At 61.0% G+C, this 16,808-nt stretch carries 17 protein-coding genes and 2 tRNA genes; 16 read left to right on the top strand and 3 right to left on the bottom strand.

What is annotated here, in order from left to right:
* Nucleotides 1-15: 15 nt before the first annotated feature.
* From HMPREF2781_RS08890 to HMPREF2781_RS08870, 5 genes are all read left to right on the top strand, one after another.
* Nucleotides 16-2,031, top strand: coding sequence for a YhgE/Pip domain-containing protein (locus HMPREF2781_RS08890; RefSeq protein ID WP_246821828.1), 2,016 nt, complete (start codon nucleotides 16-18; stop codon nucleotides 2,029-2,031).
* Between the two features lie 104 nt (nucleotides 2,032-2,135).
* The gene (locus tag HMPREF2781_RS08885) at nucleotides 2,136-3,500 is read left to right on the top strand and encodes a TrkH family potassium uptake protein (RefSeq protein WP_070444299.1); all 1,365 of its coding nucleotides are present in this window, start codon (nucleotides 2,136-2,138) and stop codon (nucleotides 3,498-3,500) included.
* A 1-nt stretch (nucleotide 3,501) separates the two neighbouring features.
* Nucleotides 3,502-4,185 (top strand): potassium channel family protein, encoded by a 684-nt coding sequence (locus tag HMPREF2781_RS08880; RefSeq protein ID WP_070444297.1) that lies wholly within the window; start codon nucleotides 3,502-3,504, stop codon nucleotides 4,183-4,185.
* A gap of 60 nt (nucleotides 4,186-4,245) precedes the next feature.
* Nucleotides 4,246-4,608 (top strand): YidH family protein, encoded by a 363-nt coding sequence (locus tag HMPREF2781_RS08875; RefSeq protein ID WP_046648866.1) that lies wholly within the window; start codon nucleotides 4,246-4,248, stop codon nucleotides 4,606-4,608.
* Nucleotides 4,605-4,904, top strand: coding sequence for a DUF202 domain-containing protein (locus HMPREF2781_RS08870; protein ID WP_070645459.1), 300 nt, complete (start codon nucleotides 4,605-4,607; stop codon nucleotides 4,902-4,904). The genes HMPREF2781_RS08875 and HMPREF2781_RS08870 overlap by 4 nt, the downstream gene beginning before the upstream one ends.
* Before the next feature lie 106 nt (nucleotides 4,905-5,010).
* On the opposite strand, the gene HMPREF2781_RS08865 is transcribed toward HMPREF2781_RS08870, so the two are convergent.
* Entirely contained in the window at nucleotides 5,011-5,919 is a 909-nt protein-coding gene (locus HMPREF2781_RS08865) for a DUF559 domain-containing protein (protein WP_070645457.1), read from the bottom strand.
* A 391-nt stretch (nucleotides 5,920-6,310) separates the two neighbouring features.
* Here HMPREF2781_RS08865 and HMPREF2781_RS08860 point away from each other — a divergent pair, with 391 nt between their 5' ends.
* The 6 genes from HMPREF2781_RS08860 (at nucleotide 6,311) to HMPREF2781_RS08835 (ending at nucleotide 11,175) form a co-directional block, all read left to right on the top strand.
* Nucleotides 6,311-7,885 carry an SLC13 family permease gene (locus HMPREF2781_RS08860; RefSeq protein ID WP_070444291.1) on the top strand — a complete coding sequence of 525 codons (1,575 nt, stop codon included), beginning with the start codon at nucleotides 6,311-6,313 and terminating at the stop codon, nucleotides 7,883-7,885.
* 226 nt (nucleotides 7,886-8,111) lie between these two features.
* A tRNA-Arg gene (locus HMPREF2781_RS08855) sits at nucleotides 8,112-8,187 on the top strand.
* 169 nt (nucleotides 8,188-8,356) lie between these two features.
* Nucleotides 8,357-8,836: a hypothetical protein gene (locus tag HMPREF2781_RS08850; RefSeq protein ID WP_070645455.1), complete on the top strand. Its 480-nt coding sequence runs from the start codon at nucleotides 8,357-8,359 to the stop codon at nucleotides 8,834-8,836.
* Between the two features lie 115 nt (nucleotides 8,837-8,951).
* Complete coding sequence (locus HMPREF2781_RS08845) at nucleotides 8,952-9,857, top strand: DUF418 domain-containing protein (RefSeq protein ID WP_070645453.1); 906 nt, start codon at nucleotides 8,952-8,954, stop codon at nucleotides 9,855-9,857.
* Nucleotides 9,857-10,975, top strand: coding sequence for a trypsin-like serine protease (locus HMPREF2781_RS08840; protein WP_070645451.1), 1,119 nt, complete (start codon nucleotides 9,857-9,859; stop codon nucleotides 10,973-10,975). The genes HMPREF2781_RS08845 and HMPREF2781_RS08840 overlap by 1 nt, the downstream gene beginning before the upstream one ends.
* Before the next feature lie 11 nt (nucleotides 10,976-10,986).
* Nucleotides 10,987-11,175, top strand: a complete 189-nt coding sequence (locus HMPREF2781_RS08835) for a hypothetical protein (RefSeq protein WP_046648858.1) — start codon at nucleotides 10,987-10,989, stop codon at nucleotides 11,173-11,175.
* Between the two features lie 281 nt (nucleotides 11,176-11,456).
* On the opposite strand, the gene HMPREF2781_RS08830 is transcribed toward HMPREF2781_RS08835, so the two are convergent.
* Nucleotides 11,457-12,485, bottom strand: coding sequence for a prephenate dehydrogenase (locus HMPREF2781_RS08830; RefSeq protein ID WP_070546946.1), 1,029 nt, complete (start codon nucleotides 12,483-12,485; stop codon nucleotides 11,457-11,459).
* 39 nt (nucleotides 12,486-12,524) lie between these two features.
* Here HMPREF2781_RS08830 and HMPREF2781_RS08825 point away from each other — a divergent pair, with 39 nt between their 5' ends.
* The 4 genes from HMPREF2781_RS08825 to HMPREF2781_RS08810 all read left to right on the top strand — a co-directional run bounded on the left by HMPREF2781_RS08825 (nucleotide 12,525) and on the right by HMPREF2781_RS08810 (nucleotide 13,979).
* Nucleotides 12,525-13,028: a tRNA adenosine deaminase-associated protein gene (locus tag HMPREF2781_RS08825; protein ID WP_070444279.1), complete on the top strand. Its 504-nt coding sequence runs from the start codon at nucleotides 12,525-12,527 to the stop codon at nucleotides 13,026-13,028.
* A gap of 34 nt (nucleotides 13,029-13,062) precedes the next feature.
* The gene (locus HMPREF2781_RS08820) at nucleotides 13,063-13,506 is read left to right on the top strand and encodes a nucleoside deaminase (protein ID WP_070645484.1); all 444 of its coding nucleotides are present in this window, start codon (nucleotides 13,063-13,065) and stop codon (nucleotides 13,504-13,506) included.
* Nucleotides 13,507-13,598: 92 nt separating this feature from the next.
* The gene (locus HMPREF2781_RS08815) at nucleotides 13,599-13,796 is read left to right on the top strand and encodes a CsbD family protein (RefSeq protein ID WP_010188406.1); all 198 of its coding nucleotides are present in this window, start codon (nucleotides 13,599-13,601) and stop codon (nucleotides 13,794-13,796) included.
* Nucleotides 13,797-13,888: 92 nt separating this feature from the next.
* Nucleotides 13,889-13,979, top strand: a tRNA-Ser gene (locus HMPREF2781_RS08810).
* A gap of 45 nt (nucleotides 13,980-14,024) precedes the next feature.
* On the opposite strand, the gene HMPREF2781_RS12560 is transcribed toward HMPREF2781_RS08810, so the two are convergent.
* Nucleotides 14,025-14,192 carry a hypothetical protein gene (locus tag HMPREF2781_RS12560; protein WP_168163157.1) on the bottom strand — a complete coding sequence of 56 codons (168 nt, stop codon included), beginning with the start codon at nucleotides 14,190-14,192 and terminating at the stop codon, nucleotides 14,025-14,027.
* A gap of 181 nt (nucleotides 14,193-14,373) precedes the next feature.
* Here HMPREF2781_RS12560 and HMPREF2781_RS08805 point away from each other — a divergent pair, with 181 nt between their 5' ends.
* Nucleotides 14,374-16,806 (top strand): MMPL family transporter, encoded by a 2,433-nt coding sequence (locus tag HMPREF2781_RS08805; RefSeq protein WP_070645449.1) that lies wholly within the window; start codon nucleotides 14,374-14,376, stop codon nucleotides 16,804-16,806.
* Nucleotides 16,807-16,808: the final 2 nt, after the last annotated feature.

Raw genomic sequence — 16,808 nt, 5'->3', positions numbered from 1 at the left:
CTTTTTCTGAATGACATGCGCACCGCATGCCGCAACGTGATGAGCGCGGTGATGCTCGTGGGCCTCGTCGTTATCCCGATGCTGTTCACCTGGTTTAACGTTCTGGCCAGCTGGGATCCCTTCGATAACACCAGCCAGCTCAAGGTGGCGGTGGCTAGCAAGGACACCGGCTATAAAAGCGATCTGTTGCCGGTGCCCATCAACGTCGGCGACCAGGTGCTCAACGAGTTGCGCGCGAACGAGCAGCTGGATTGGGTTGTGACCACCTCCGATGAGGCGATAGAAGGTACCAAGTCCGGTGAGTATTACGCAGCCATCGTGCTTCCGGAAGATTTCAGTACCGACATGATGAACTTCTACACGGATGGTTCCCAGCCTGCGGATTTGTCCTTCTATATGAATGAAAAGAAGAATGCGCTGGCGCCGAAGATTACAGGTCAGGGTGCAGAGGGCGTGTCGGCGCAGGTGGCCGAGGCCTTCACCACGACGGTCGGTGACGTCTCCTTCGATCTGGTTACCTCACTCTCCGACTTCTTGAGCCAGGGCGATACCAAGGCCGTGTTGGACCGGATGCAGGCGCGCGCGGATGGTGTGCAGACCCAGCTGGATATGGCGGCACGTACCGCGCGTTCCTTGGCTGGACTTGTGGATACCGCGGTTCCGCTCATGGAAAGCGCCCAGCGCATTGCGGACTCGGCAGACCTGGAGCTGCCGGAGGTCCAGTCCTCCTCGCTCAACGTTTCCACGGATGCGCTGCAACAATCCCTCGACGCCACCAGCGCCAGTTATGACGTGGTGCGCCAACGCATTGATGCGCTTTACGACGACGCCTCCGCCTCCCGCGCCGACCGCGTCGCCGCGCTCAACACCTTGGCCGGCCAGGTAGAAGGCACCATTGCGCAGTACCAGAACCTGCATGGCCACATTGAGGCCCTCCCGATTCCCGTAGGGGATAAGGAGAAAGCGCTCAGCCGGATCGAGGACGCTATCGACGCCGAGCGTGCCCTTCACGCGCGCCTTACGGCCGCCGCCAACGCACCCGAACCTACGAAGCCGGATCTCTCCAGCCTCGATGATGCCAAGAAGGCAGTGGAGGGAATCTCCACCTCCGGTCTGCGTGAATCCTTGCGCGCGCTGCAGAATTCCCTGGGCCAGGTAAGCGCGGATCTGGATACCGCGAAGACTCCCGTCACCATTGATTCCTCTTCCTTGACGGATGCCCGGGATGCGGTACAGAAGCTCGCCTCTGGCTTGCAGGACAAGGCGAACAAGTTTGGTGATCTAAAGAAGGACATCGATTCCGCTGCGGAATCCGGGGATCTGAAGAAACTCGCGGACCTTATTGGTTCAGATCCGGACGCCTTGGCGCGTGCGATTGCGGCCCCAGTGGACGTCGACAGGCAAGCGGTCTACCCGGTCAAGAGCTTCGGCGCCGGCATGACGCCCATGTACACCGCCCTGGCGCTGTGGGTGGGTGCGCTGCTGACCGCAGTGAGCGTGCGCACCGACGTTGTGGACAAGGACAAGTATTCGCCGATGCAGCGCTTCTTTGGCCGCTTCGGTATTTTCGCGGCGGTCGGCCTCGTGCAGTCGACGATGCTCATCCTGGGCCTCATCTTCTTCGTAGGCATCGAGCCCGCGCACCCGATCCTCATGCTGCTGGCAGGTTGGGTAAGCTCGCTCATCTTTATGCTGATTTGCTACACCTTTGTGGTGTCGTTTGCCAACGCGGGCAAGGCGTTAGCGGTGCTCATGCTGGTCATCCAGGTCTCTTCTTCGGGCGGTGCTTACCCATTGCCGGTGCTTCCGGAGTGGTTCCAGAACATTAGCCCCTGGTTGCCAGCGACCTACACCATCCGCGCCTTCCGCGCGGCCATCGCCGGAACCTACCACGGTGACTTCTGGCTGTCGCTGCTTGCCCTCTTGCTCTTTGCCGTACCGATGCTCGTGTTGGGCGTGGTCTTCCACAAGCCGCTGGAGAAGTTCACCAATGGCTGGGTGGAGACCTTGGAAAAGACCAAGCTGATGTAGTGCTTACCGCACGGTGCAGCCGATGCTATTTACATAAAACTCTGGAGATACTCACAGGTTAGTGGGGTCCCGTGAAACGGCACCCAGCGGTAAGCTGAAGCGCTGTGAAACGCGGTCATTTCCTGGGCCCAGCTCGGCTCACCGCCGCGGGCTTTATTCTGCTTATCCTCGTGGGAACGGTGCTTCTTATGCTGCCGATTTCCGCCAACGTTCCACAGTGGACTCCGTTCTTGCCGGCACTTTTTACGGCTACCTCGGCAGTCTCTTTGACGGGTCTCGTGGTGGAGGACACCGGAACTTACTGGACGCCCTTCGGCCAAGTGGTCATTATTACGCTCATCCAGCTGGGCGGCCTCGGCATCATGAGTTTGGCGTCGTTATCGGGCATGCTTCTGACCGGACGCATCAGCTTCAAAGCTCGCAGAACTAGTGCTGCGGAGGGCCGCGCCGTGGTCTCTGGCGGAATTCGCCGCGCCTTGCTGCTTACCTTGGTGATGACTCTGATCTGCGAGGCCATCGTTGCCGTATTTATCGGCGTGCGTTTAGCCACCGAACACGGAGTAGCACCAGGACGCGCGGTGTGGGAAGGCATCTTCCACGCTATTTCGGCCTTCAACAACGCCGGGTTCAGTACCTATTCCGATAGCGTCGTTTCCTTTGCCGCCGATGCTTGGATCCTGTTGCCCCTCGCCTGCGCCCTGATTACGGGTGGCTTGGGCTATCCCATGCTGGCGGAGTTCGTGCGACGGGCCCGCGCACGGCTAACACGCTGGCGTGGTGGCACGCCACGCATTCACCGCATGTCCATGACCGCCCGGATGACGCTGGGTGCCACAGCGTTTTTGTTGCTTAGCGGCACCGTTGTTTTCTTCCTCGCAGAAAACTCTGGGGTACTACACGGGATGCCGCTGGGACAGAAGCTCACTAACGCTTTTTTCATGAGTGCGTCGCCCCGCACGGCCGGTTTCAACGCCATTGACTACGGGGAAGCGCATCCGTTGACGCTGATGGTCACGGATATCCTGATGTTCATCGGCGGCGGCTCCGCCGGTACGGCGGGTGGCATCAAGGTGACGACCGCATGCGTTCTGGGCGCGGCGATGATCTCTGAATTCTTGGGCCGGGAAGACACCTCCATCGGGCACCGTCGCCTGCCGCTGTCCACCTTCCGCCAGGCCCTCGCGCTGACCGCCGCCGGAATGATCGTTGTTGCTGTAGGCGTGGCAACGCTGCGCATCTGGGACCCCGAGTTCACCGCGGACCAGGTCACTTTCGAAGTCATGTCCGCCTTCGCCACCGTGGGTTTGTCCACGGGTATTACCGCAAGTTTGTCCGCACCATCACAGCTCATGCTGTGTCTCATCATGTACGTTGGCCGCGTAGGCCCCACCACCTTCGTGGCGGCACTGGCCGCCCGGACTATTAGCCTGCGCTACCGCTACCCAGAAGAAAGGCCGTTCATTGGCTAACATGTTCAGCGCCCTGCGGCGTGAGAAGTCTTCCATCAATATTCCGCCGGTCGTCGTCATTGGCATGGGGCGGTTCGGTTCTTCCCTGGCCCGTGAATTGATGGAGCATGGCGTGGAGGTTCTTGGCATCGATGCCGAGGAGAAGCACGTGCGCGAGCACGCCGCGTACCTCACCGAGGCCGTGACCGCGGATACGACCGACGCCGAGGCCCTCCGCCAGCTGGGCGTTGATGAAGTGGAACGCGTGGTCGTGGCCATCGGCTCCGATTTGGAAGATTCCATCCTCACCGCCTCGAACTTGGTGGAACTGGGGGTAGGCGATATCTGGGCCAAGGCAGATTCGGATGCGCACGCCCGTATCCTGCGCCAATTGGGAGTGCACCACGTGATCCGCCCAGAGCGCGATACGGGCCGCCGCGTGGCGCACCTGTTGGGCGGGCGCTTCGAGGATTTTGCGGAGATCGCCACCGACTATGGTGTGACGGCGATGACCCCGCCGGCGTCGATAAGCAAGCGTCCGCTCAACCTGCACCAGGTGTGGGAAGAGCACAACGTTCAGCTCATCTCACGCTGTGAGGGGCCTGGCCAGTGGCGCCCGCTTGTCGACGGCACCGAGCTCACCCACCGCGACCTCATCGTCGTCGCCGGTAGCCCAGCGGATCTTGAGGCCTTCTCGCAGTCCTAAGCGCGGTGCTTGGGGTGCCTCGCACTGTGGAGCGAGGAGCGGGGCGCTACAGTGGCGCGTATGACGAAGGCACGTTTTCCGGGCTCGGTGTATGGAACAGGGGAGGAACCCGACCCGCGCTTCAGCATGGCTAATGAGCGCACCTTTTTGGCGTGGATCCGCACGTCCTTAGCCTTTATCGCCGGTGGTGTGGCTCTGGAGACCTTCGAGCTGCCGCTGAACACCACGCTGACTCGCGTCGTTTCCGTCATCATGCTGATCGTGGCCATCATCCTGCCGGCAGTGGCATGGTTTCACTGGGGTGCCTCTGAGCGCGCGATGCGCCATGGGCGTCCGCTCCCAGCTAGCCCAGCGTTGGCGTTGATTGTTGGTGTGGTGATCATCATCGGCCTGATGATTCTGGTGGGCGAGCTGCTAGCGTGAGCGAGCTTTTTGATCCCGGCCTCCAACCCGAGCGCACCCGCTTAGCCTGGCAGCGCACGGGTCTAGCCGGCCTCATCGCGGGTTTGCTGGTCGTTCGTTCCGTTGCGCCATGGGCCGCATTGATTGTTGGGGCAGTGGTGGCCGTGGTGCTGTGGTTGGCCACCGCCAAGCTTCGCCATGTTGACGAGATCCTGGCTCGGGCCCAATCGCCCGCCCTGCCCGGAGCTCCGGCTCTTGCCGCCGTGACACTTGGAACGATGATTCTCGGGGCGGTTGCCTTTGCCGCTATCTGGTAGAGCCAAACCCCCAGACCTCGATCCCGCAACCTGCAGGTGGGCGTCGCCAAGCGCTTGCCGACGCCCCACCGCCGACCAGGGAGTTGCGGGATCGAGGTCTGGGGATCTAGCGAAGGTTCCTAGGCCCCGCAGCTAAGTGCCGCGCGATCGTGGCGATAAAGTCTTTTGGAGCTTCGCGCAATTCTTGGGGTGAGAAGCGTAAGACGACAAAGCCCTGGTTGAGGAGCGCCTTTTGGCGTTGGTGTTCGGCCCGAATTACCTCTTCCAGTTCGTTTTCGTATTTCACATTGCCGTCAATTTCAATGAGCAGCCAGCCATTAATCGCGAGGTCGGCGTAGTACTGATTGACCCGGTATTGGGCGCGCAGGCTGCGAACCGCGGGAAGGCCCGCGTCAAGAATAAGCGCCCGCGTATAAGACTCCCAGGGAGATTCGGAGCTGTTGACGCTGTGCTCTACGGCCCGCCGCGCATCCGCGACTCCTTTCACGCGACCCATGTTGCCAAGAACCCAGTTGAGGGTGTCCTTTGATACCCGGCGTGACCGTACGTAGTCTGCGGCGACGAGACCTTCGACGAAGCCATCGAAACGCGCGATGTCGATCGCTGTGCGTGCCAGGGACGTAACCCGGATCCCGTGGACTTCTGTGACTTGATTGTTGAGCTTTGTCTGCTTGTAACGGAAGTATTGGCGCTTGGACCTTTGGGGAACGGAGTTGGAGGGGACTGTCGCGAAATACTCGCTCGGCGTTGTGAGCGTAGGGATGCCATGGATGCGAGCAGCCGCTTTGCCCAGGAGAGTTGCCCGCGGTGCGGCACGCGCATGGGCATAAACCTCTGCGGTTTCTCGCTCCCAGGGTTTCAAGTGCAGCCATCGGTGCAGGGGAATGACATAGCACCACGCGAGCTTATGGAATTTCCTTGCGTGAATTTTTCCCCATCGGGGGTCGTCGTTGGTGAGCGTGCGCAGATCGACCATGTGGGTGTCTATGTAGTGAAAGATGCCTAGGTTGTTCATGGCTTACTTTTAGCGCATTCGAGCAGCTCGCGCGCGCTGAGCAGCATTCAGGGCCAAACCCCCAGACCTCGATCCCGCAACCCCCTGGTGGGTGGTGGGCGTCGGCAAGCGCTTGGCGACGCCCACCTGCAGGTTGCGGGATCGAGGTCTGGGGATCTGGGGGAGGGGAATTGGCTGCGGACTGCCCACACATTGGTGAGCATTCTTTGCAGCTAATCTGCAAAAGATTTTGCTAACAGGGGTGAATCTGTGGCCTTAGTGGGGGTAATGAGGCGAAAGTGTTTGTTGGCTGTCTGTGGTCTCGATAGCCTGAACGTGTAGGCCCATTCAGTGATTTCAGTAACTCTCTCAACTGAATGGGGGCTGGTTAACCAGGAAAAGGAGGGGGCAGATGACTACCCCGCAAACTCACGTCTCAACCGCACACACGGAGGGTGAAGACGACCGCGGCGTCGATACACGCGAATGGCGGCGCATGGCCATTGGCCTTATCGTCGGACTCGTCCTCGCCGCACTTGTGTGGTTTCTCTTCCCTAGTAACGCCGTCGACACGGTGTTGCAATCACCCGGCGCCAAGGATGATGTTGAATACACCCAGAGTGCGCTGCGTGCCGTGGCGGCCGTGACCATTCTCATGGGCGTGTGGTGGATGACGGAGGCCATCCCGCTGGCCGCTACCGCGCTCTTGCCCTTGGTCATCTTCCCGCTGGCGGGCGTAGGGGCCATCAAGGAAGTCGGCGCGCCGTATGCGTCCGCGACCATCTTCCTGTTCATGGGTGGCTTCCTCATCGCACTGTCCCTGCAGCGTTGGAACCTTCACCGCCGCCTCGCGCTGTATGTGGTGAAGTTGATTGGTACCTCGCCGAAGCGCCTGATTTTGGGCTTCATGCTCGCTACTGGCTTCTTGTCCATGTGGGTGTCTAACACCGCAACCGCTGTGGTCATGCTGCCGATTGGCACCTCGGTGCTGGCGCTGACCGCGGAGACCGTCGGCGGCTGGGATAAGCAGAAGAAGTTCGCCACCGCTCTCATGCTGGGTATCGCATACTCTGCATCTATCGGTTCGCTGGGAACCCTTATTGGTACTCCGCCGAATGCCTTCCTCAATGCTTACATGGCAGACACCTGGGACGTGACCCTGGGCTTTGGTCGCTGGATGGCCGTTGGTGTGCCGCTGGCTGCAATCTTCTTGATCATCGCATGGCTTTTGCTCATCACCGTCTTCAAGCCGGAGATGACCGAAATTCCGGGCGGTCGCGAGCTTATCGACGATGAAATTAAGGCCCTCGGCCCCTGGACCCGTCCCCAGATCATGACGGGCATTATCTTCTTGTTCGCTGCGGCGGCGTGGGTGACCCTGCCGCTCGTGCTCAAGGAATTCGAGAACTACGATGACGCCATCGTGGGCATCGCGGCCGGCATCTTGCTGTTCATCCTGCCTGCGGATAACCAGCGCCGCATTCGCCTTCTAGACTGGGAGACCGCCAACGAGATGCCCTGGGACGTGCTCCTTCTCTTCGGCGGTGGCCTGTCGCTGTCGGCCATGTTCAACAAGTCCGGTCTGTCCCTGTGGATTGGTGAGATGGCCAAGGGACTCAGTGTCCTACCAACTGTTCTCATCGTTGCCGCAGTGGCCGCTCTCGTGCTCTTCCTGACGGAGATCACCTCCAACACTGCGACCGCCGCGACCTTCATCCCGATCATGGGCGGTGTTGCCGTGGGTGTTGGCCTGACTGCGGAGGGTGACATCAACGTTCTGCTGCTCACCATCCCGGTGGCGCTGGCTGCAACCTGTGCGTTCATGCTCCCGGTTGCTACTCCGCCGAACGCCATCGCGTACGGCTCCGGCTACGTCAAGATTGGTGAGATGATCAAGGGTGGTCTGGGCCTCAACATCCTGGGCATCTTCCTCATCACCCTGACCGTCTATCTGTTGGCTGTGCCCATCTTCGGCCTGGCGGTCTAGTTTCTGGTAGTTCTGTCCCTGGCGCCGAAGCGATGACTCGGTGCCGGGGACAGAGTGCGTTTTAAGCTCAAGGCTCCTACCGGTTAGGTGAACAGTGGGTAAAGTGGAAGCTCGAAACTCAAGGTGAAAAAATGGTCGTGAACTGCTGATTTGTTAGTTTTTCAGACCGTAGGTATAGTTATTCCTCGTTGCACAGCAGAGCACACGCACTGCTTACCAACGGACTGCGCCCGTAGCTCAACGGATAGAGCATCTGACTACGGATCAGAAGGTTGGGGGTTCGAATCCCTCCGGGCGCACCACCTAAACCCCCAGGTCAAACGGTACAAACGCCGGATAGCCTGGGGGTTTATTTGCGTTTTAGTCGCCTAAAAGTAGGCCCGAGTAATCCCAGGTAAACCGAAGTGGGTGCAAACACGGTGCAAACAGATTGCAAACACCGGTCCTTCACCTGGGGCTATACTTTGGCCCATGATTCAAGCGATTCTCTCCGCTATCCTGCTTTTCATTTCCTCCCTCTTCTCTTTTGTTGGCTCCTCGGAACTGCCGGGGAGCTCGGACATAGCGGAAGCTGGATCCTCACAGCGCAACATTATTACTAGCACGCCCGCAGGCTTGGTCACCGCCAATGCGCAGCAGTTGGAGTTTGTGGTGAATGCCGAGTGGAAGTCCGCACAGCAGCCGGATTCCTTCTACGTGGACTTTTGGGACCAGTACTTGGAGTTCTCCTGCGATAACGCCGGTTTCCATTTTGAGAGTAACGAGGCTAGTGAGATAGATATCACGTGGGATTTGATGTCAGACAACATCTGCTTTGGCTCGCAATCGGACGGGGCTCTCATTGACTTTCTTCAAAGACCAGTAACGGTGATGGTGGACCCCGATGCCTCCGCAACCCCTGAGCGCATTTACCTCGTGCGCGATGAGAAATCCATCGCCCTTAGCCGCTGAGACGCATATCACGCAGAGCTGAGTGAAACGCAGAGCTGAAAACAAACACAAATAAGAAGACCGGCCAGAGCCACTGGTCGGTCTTAAACGTTTTCAACTGCAAGGAGATGAATAGGTGTCAGCGCGCGCCCGAATAGTGGGCCTCGATATTGCTCGTTCCTTGGCCATCATCGGGATGATTATTCTGCACATGGCCAACCTGGTCTGGAGCACCAAAGTGGTGCTCTCTGGGCTGCCGGCGGCGGGGTTCGCCATCATTGCAGGTACCACGATGGTGATTCTTGCTCGCGACTACTCGCTGCGGGTCTTTCTCAAGCTGGTTGCCCGCGGCATGATAGTCATGCTCATCGGTGTGGCCTTGCTACCTGTGGGTGGTGAGATTCAGGTCGTTCTCGTGGTGATGGGCGCGGCAATGGCTCTTACCGCTTGGGTCCCACCGCTGGCTACCGTGTGGAAGGTTCTGCTCTTCGCGCTGGCCACCGCGGGCGCCACGGTGCTCTACGCGCCGTACACCCTCCCGCAGGTCTACCCCCTCGTGGCTTTCCTGGCGTACATGGTGGCAGGCATGCTGCTTTACGACGTCTACCTCACCCGCCCCACCCGCACCCAAGCTATTACGACCGCGGTGGCTGCCGTTGTCACCGGTATTGGCCTGTGGCAGCGCTTCAACCCGGATATCCCCGGCTGGCTGCGCTTTACCGGGCATACGGGTGTGCTCGGTGAAATCCTTCTCTCCGTGGCAGTCACCGCGGTGGTGCTGCACCTGTGTTTGATCATCGGCCGTCAGCTACCGCGCTTGGCTTTCCCCTTCGCAGCATTGGGCTCGATGTCGTTGACCATCTATATCCTGCACATTCTCACCGCTCGTTATTGGCAGGCGAACGTTTCGCTGCACAACACCACGGCGGCACTGGGCTTTGTGCTCGCGTTCCTTCTGTTGAGCGCGCTGTGGAAGAAGTTCTGTGGAAAGGGTCCGGCCGAGAGGGTCGTGGCTTGGGCAATCAAGGAGGTGGCCGCGTAATGACGGCACGAAAGATAACTGCTGTTCTGGCCAGCTCTGTGGTCGTGGGGCTGGGCGCTGCACCGGCCATGGCCTTGGAATTTGCACAGCCCGCTCCCCAGTCGGAGGAAAGCGCTGCCGTGGCTGCGCTGCGCATGGGCAAGATCGGAAACTTCGGTGATTGCACCGGCACGCTGGTGGCTGAGCAGTGGGTGCTGACCGCCCGCCACTGCTTGGAGTCCGTCAACAACGAGGGCTCGCAGGCACGTTTTGGCCAGGGCAAGGACACCCGTGTCTATGACGTGGACTCCTGGGCTGTTTCGCCGACTATCGACGCCGGCCTCATGCACCTGACCGAGCCCGTCAAGGGCGTTAAGCCCGCCAAGCTCGCGGACGCTGTTCCTACCGCTGGTGAGAAAGGCCACTTCTACGGCTGGAGCAGCAGCTCCCGCATGGCCCGCAAAGGCCAGCTGCCGATGGCTGAGATGGAAGTAGGCGAACTCCTGTCGGGTGGCACCCCACCGGCAAGCCCAGACGAGTCTGGCGAGAAGATGACGCCGGTGGCGCCGGGCGATTCCGGGGCCATGGCTCCTGGCGACATGGCTGTGCCTGCCCCCGGCGGAATGGTCGCTCCCGCCCCCGACGCATCCGACGCGCCCCAGGTGATGGAAGGCGGCGACATGCCAGAGATCGCCGTTGGACCCGACGGCGCGGAAAGTATCCCGGCCGGTGAACTCGGGGGAGTAGGCCCGATGATTGCCGCTGCCATCATGGACGTGAAGTCCCTTAATGGTGAGGGCATGCAAGGTGGCGACTCAGGCGGACCGTTCTTCGTCGACGGTCGCCTCGTCGGCGTGGCCACGGCTGGAACGTCGAATGCGGACCCGGATCTGCCTTCCCCGACTGCGGCGATTACGTCCGTGGTTGAAGTCCGCGACTGGATCGAGGACATCACCAGCGGCCGCGATACCGACGGCGTTCTCAACGCCGATAACTCCCCGGCACCACCGACAACGATGCAGGTCAGTGCGCCCGTCGCTCTAACGGCCGGCGTGACCGGGGTGGTGGGCCTGATCGTGATTGCCATCGCTTCGCGCCTGCTCAACCGCAAGTCTGTCGCCGCGCGGAGTACCAACTAGGCTGAATCTCCATGAAGGAGAAACTCGTTCCGTGTCTGATCGCTGGTGCCATCCTCGGCGTGGTCTTGTGGTTGGCTTCCGGCATGCTCTGGATGTTGCCGGTGGGCCTAGCGGCGGGCCTTGCTGGCTACCCGCTGCTGGGCATCACACGCGATGAGTCCCAAGCCCGCAAGCGCCGCGACGACACCTTCCGCGACTAAGCGCCCCACGCCGCTCCACGCCACCGCACTACGCTGCCGCGCACGCTGCTTCACGGTCGGTCGCTAGATGGCCCCCACAAACCGTCGACACATGGCGCCCCACAAAAGGCATCCGCTAGAAGTCGTTTTAGGGGCCAAAAACGCCATGTGAACACCCCAAAAGGCGTTTTCTCGCCTGAAAACGCCTTTTGGCAGATGCCATCTGCAAGATGCCTTTTGCTAACTGCGGGCTGCCCCGTGGACAGAACCGCCTTCCGGCTGATATTCGCTGTCAGAGCGGGCTAGAAGATCTCGATGCGCCCGCCCAAAGACTCGGTCTGGCGCAGCTGCGCCACCCAGTTCGGCGCACCCGGGTGCAAACGCAGAACCGGGCGGGAAGAAATCTTGACCGGAGAAACGGATTCCTTACGAGCACCGGATCGGGCTTCGATGCGGGTGCGGGCACGGAAGCCAGCGTCGGCAAGCGCGGCGATGGAAGGCTGCTCCGAGGCCAGCGAGTCGCGCGCATCCTGCAGCAACTCGAGGGCCTCGTCGAGGGCCTGGACCAGCGCCGTCGAGTTGGTCTCGCACATCTGGCGCACCAGGTCCGGGCGAGTGCCCGCCACGCGAGTGCCGTCCTTGAAGGAGCCAGCCGCCAGGGACTGCGCCAGAATGCCGCCATTATCGCCAACCACCGCGAGGGTCTCCGCCAACACATGCGGCAGGTGTGAAATGCGGGCAACCGCGGCATCGTGGTTAGCCACGCGCACCGGAACCGCCTCCGCGTGAACCATCTGGGTCATGCGGACAACGTCGGCAAAAATGTTCTCCCATTCGGTGGGGATGCGCTCGCCGCGCGCGTCGCATTCAGCGGCGTAGTCGTAGGTGATAACCCAGGCAGCGCGGTTGAACAGCCCGGTGTGGGAGTTCTCCCAACCGGACTTGGAGGTGCCGGCCATGGGGTGGCCGCCCACGTAGCGTGACTCCATGTTGCGCTCCACGATGAGCTGGCGAACCTCGGCCTTGACCGAGACGACATCCGTCAGCCCGCAGCTCGGGGCGTGTTCCTGAATGACGTCGAGGACCGAGGCAACCGCATCCATGGGCACCGCGATGACGATGAGCGCATTGTCCTCCTCGGCGCGGCGCAGGATAGCCGGCAGATCATCGGTGACGTCATAGCCCTGCTTAATGGCCGTTCGCGCACCAGAAGTCGAGTGGTTATAGCCGTACACGGAATGGCGTGCAGCAGCTAGGTCTCGCAGGAGGGAACCTCCAATGAGACCGAGGCCGATAATGCAGACGGGGCGTTGAACATCTTGAGAACTCACGGTGACAATTGTCGCACAATCCGACTAATCTGACGAGGTATGAGCCACGACGATCTGTCCTTTGCTATCACCGTCACCAGCGCCGAAGGCGCGTGGGTGATTCGCCCCTTCAAGGATGACTTTACCGACGTCAACACCTCCATCAAGGCGGTGCGCAACCTGCGTTCGGAGGGAGCGGCATTTGCGCTGTTGTGCGTGGAGGATGATTATTTCGTCGTCGTGCGCCCGGTGCCGGGGGATGTGCGCATGCTGCTTTCCGACGCCACCTATGCCTCCGAAGACGATTTCGCCGCGGATTTCCTGGACCTGCGCGATATCGATATCCCGGATTTGGACGAAGACGAGTGGGAGGACGCCGACCCGTACGGTGACGGTGACTTCGACATCTTCGCGGACCTCGGCCTCGATGAGGACCAGGTGGGCTACATCATCGATAACGATGAGGACTGGCCTTCCGATATGCTCCTGCGCATCGCCGGCGAGCTGGGCTTTGGTGATGAGCTGGAGGATTTCATCGACGGCCTCGACTCGGATGATTCTTAAACCAGCGGCGGGGCTGGTCCGCGCGGAGTCTCGCATGCGTCGCGCCCTGGAGGTCGCACGCACCACGCCGGCGGGGGATATCCCGGTAGGAGCCGTGCTGTACGACGCCTCCGGTAAAGAACTCGCCACCGGCGTTAACCGCCGCGAACAGCTGAATGACCCCACCGCGCACGCAGAGGTGGAAGCCATCCGTCAGGCGGTACGCGTGCATGGCGACGGCTGGCGGCTGGAAGGCTGCGAGCTGGTTGTCACCTTGGAACCCTGCGCGATGTGCGCGGGCGCGATTCAGGCTTCCCGGGTGTCCTCGGTGGTCTTTGGTGCCTTTGAGCCGAAGACGGGGGCGTGTGGTTCGCTGGTGGAAGTATTGCGCGCCCCCGGCGCACTGCATGTTCCCGAGGTACGCGGTGGAGTGCTGGAGGAAGAGTGCGCGAAGCTGCTCACAGGCTTCTTCGGGGGTCTGCGCGGAAGCAGCGAGTAGCCCTGAGTTGGGACGTGGTCTCGGATCCACCTTCCGATTCGCGTGTAGGCTGGGTGGTCCACGTGAGAGACGTAGAGAGTAAGGAGAAAACCATGGGTGATTTCGAGAACAAGAAGGACGAGTTTGTTGGCAAGGCTAAGGAAGCCGCTGGCAACGTAAGCGACAACGAGAAGCTGGAGAACGAGGGCAAGGCCGACCAGGTCACCTCTGAAGCCAAGCAGAAGGCTTCCGACGCCGTTGAGGGCGTCAAGGATAAGGCCAACGAGGTCATCGGAAACCTCAAGGACTAATTCCTAGCCTTAAAGAGCTGAATCGCTGTCCGCGCCGCCTGGCGTGGGCAGCGATTTTGTCGCTCGGGGTTGCTCGACGTAATCTGGAACGCGGTGGCGTGTCCGAGCGGCCGAAGGTGATCGCCTCGAAAGCGATTGTTGGGTAACCCCCAACCGCGGGTTCAAATCCCGCCGCCACCGCCACATCCGGCACTCCAGTTCTTAGCTCTGGGGTGCCGGTTTTATGTTTCAAAAGCCAGCCCGCCCTCTATCAACATCTCTTTGGAAATCCAGCGCGGCTTGGCGCGCCTCGGGGTCGTGGTCTTCCGTACGCTTGTGTATCCGCCGGCTCATCATGCCCGCTGGGATGGCAATGAGAAGGATGGCCGCGATGGCGACGATGACGAAAGTAGACATGGTGGTGCTCCTAGAGTATTTCAGTAATTCCGCATTGTAGCGCTGGCCACACTCTGGAGGGGTCGTTGAACTCTTACGAGACCGTTAGGGCTTCACAGCCCAACTGGTTAAACTGGTGCACATTCGTGTCCACCACCAAAGCTTCCGCGAGCAATAATCGCGCATGTGAAGGGGAATTTCCGTGGCAAAGCTGCTCTACCACCTAGGCCGCTGGTCTTACATCAATCGATGGAAGGTCATCATCGCCTGGATCTTCATCGTAGCGGCCGCGGGCGGAGCGACCTTGAGCTTGATGAAGCCGATGACCACGGAGTACTCCATCAGCGGCACGCCAGCAATTGATGCCACCCGCCGCGCGGTGGAGCTCTTCCCGGAGAACGGTAACCCGGCCAATGCGCCGTCGGTCAACCTCGTCTTCAAGGCCCCGGAAGGGCAGAAGCTCAGCGATCCGCAGAATAAAGAAGCGGTCGAGGACGTAGTGCGCCACATCGCAGAGGGCCTGGATATACCGGAGGGCAGCCAACAGCGTTGGGGCAACCCGCTTGAGGTATCGCCGGCGTTGCAGCAGCAGGTCATCGAACAATTCACCTCCATGGGCTTGCCGGAGGAGACCGCGCGAGCGGATGCCGATAACCTGGCCATGGTCAATGCCGATGAGACCATTGCTTATACCACCTTCGACTTCGATGCGGAAAGCCCCTACTCGGTAGACCCCGCGGATAAAGATGTGGTCCATGAGGCCATGGATATCGGCCGTGCGGCGGGTTTGGAAGTAGAGGCCGGCGGCGCGGGCTTCGGTGATGAAATCCAGGTCAACTCGATTTCTGAGGTCATCGGCCTGGCCGTGGCATTTATCGTCCTCATTATTACCTTCGGCTCTTTGGCCTCCGCGGGTATGCCGCTTATCTCCGCGGTTGTGGGCGTGGGCCTGGGCGCGATGGGCGTCATGATTGCTACCCACTGGATTGAGCTCAACAACCTCACCCCGGTGTTGGCCGTCATGATTGGCCTGGCCGTGGGCATCGACTATGCGCTGTTCATCATGTCGCGTTACCGGCAGGAGCGTTCCCGCATGGACGGGCCAGATGCCGCCGGCATGGCCGTTGGCACGGCGGGATCCTCCGTGGTCTTTGCCGGCGCGACGGTCTTCATCGCGCTCTTTGCGCTGCTCGTGGCGCGTATTAGCTTCCTTACCGCCATGGGCCTGGCCGCTGCGGGCACGGTCTTCATGGCCGTGCTTGTGGCGTTGACTTTGGTGCCCGCGATGCTGGGGCTGCTCGGTGATAAAGCCTTCGCTGGGCGCATCCCCGGCGTGGCCGGCAACCCCACGAAGCGCCGCCCGCGCCGCACGAAGCCAACGATGGGTAACCGTTGGGTGCGCACGGTGCAGCGTGTCCCCGGTGTCGTCATGGCCTTGGTGGTGCTCGGCCTCGGTGCTTTGACCGCTCCGGTTCTGCACATGGAGCTGGCGCTTCCGGCGGATACCACGTCTAATCCGGATACCACCCAGCGCAAGGCGGCGGACCTGCTGTCCGAGGGCTTTGGCCCCGGCATTAACGGCCCCTTCCTGGTGATCGTGGATGGCGCTAACGCCAACCCGGATTCCGCGGCGCTGCAGCCCTATATCCAGGGCCAGGAGGGCGAAGAGGACGAGCAGAAGAAGGCCGCGCTGTCCTCCTTTATGTATTCCGTGCAGCGCCTGAACCAGGTCGGCGGGGTCAAGCACGCCCAGCTGGTGGGTGTGAGCCAGGATATGAAGGCAGCACAGATCATGGTCAGCCCCACCACAGCGCCGACGGATGAGGCCACGGTTGGCACCGCCTCCGCCTTGCGCACCGCTAGTGCGGAGCTGGAGGATGCCACCGGTGCCGAGATCGGAATGACTGGTCTGACCGCGGTGCAGCTCGATATCACCGAGCGCCTTGAGGAAGCCATGGGGCCATACCTTGCCATCGTGGTAGGCCTGGCCATCTTCCTGCTGTTGGCGGTGTTCCGTTCCATCTTGGTCCCATTGGTGGCGGGCTTAGGCTTCCTGCTTTCCGTCGGCGGTGCCTTCGGCCTGACCGTGCTGGTGTGGCAGGACGGTCTCACCGGCCTGGTGCCCGCGCCGGGCCCGCTGATTTCCTTCATGCCCATCTTCCTCATCGGCGTGACCTTCGGCCTAGCCATGGACTATCAGGTCTTCCTGGTCACCCGCATGCGTGAGCACTTCTCCCGCTACCCGCAGGGCAGCGGTGGCAAGTACAGCAAGTACAACGCCAATGATGAGGCCACCATCGCCGGCTTTACCGCCGGTGCCCGCGTGGTCACCGCCGCGGCCATCATCATGATTTCCGTCTTCGTGGCCTTTATCAGCCAGCCGCTGCCCTTCATCCAGATCTTCGGCTTCGCGCTGGCGGCGGGCGTGCTTTTCGACGCCTTCCTAGTCCGCATGTCGCTTGTCCCCGCCACCATGTTCCTCATGGGGCACACCACCTGGTGGATGCCGAAGTGGCTGGACAAGCTGATCCCACAGCTCGACATCGAGGGCACGGCGTTGGAAGAAGAATGGGAGCGCAAACACGCGGCAGCATCCCGTGAAGCAGAGGATAAGGCAGCGCAGCCCGTAGAATAGTT

Origin of the sequence: Corynebacterium sp. HMSC062A03 (genome assembly GCF_001811145.1) — a bacterium.
In the GTDB taxonomy this organism is placed as follows: Bacteria; Actinomycetota; Actinomycetes; order Mycobacteriales; family Mycobacteriaceae; genus Corynebacterium; species Corynebacterium aurimucosum.
The sequence above is the reverse complement of the archived record's forward strand: the minus strand, read 5'-3'. Positions and strand labels throughout refer to the sequence as shown.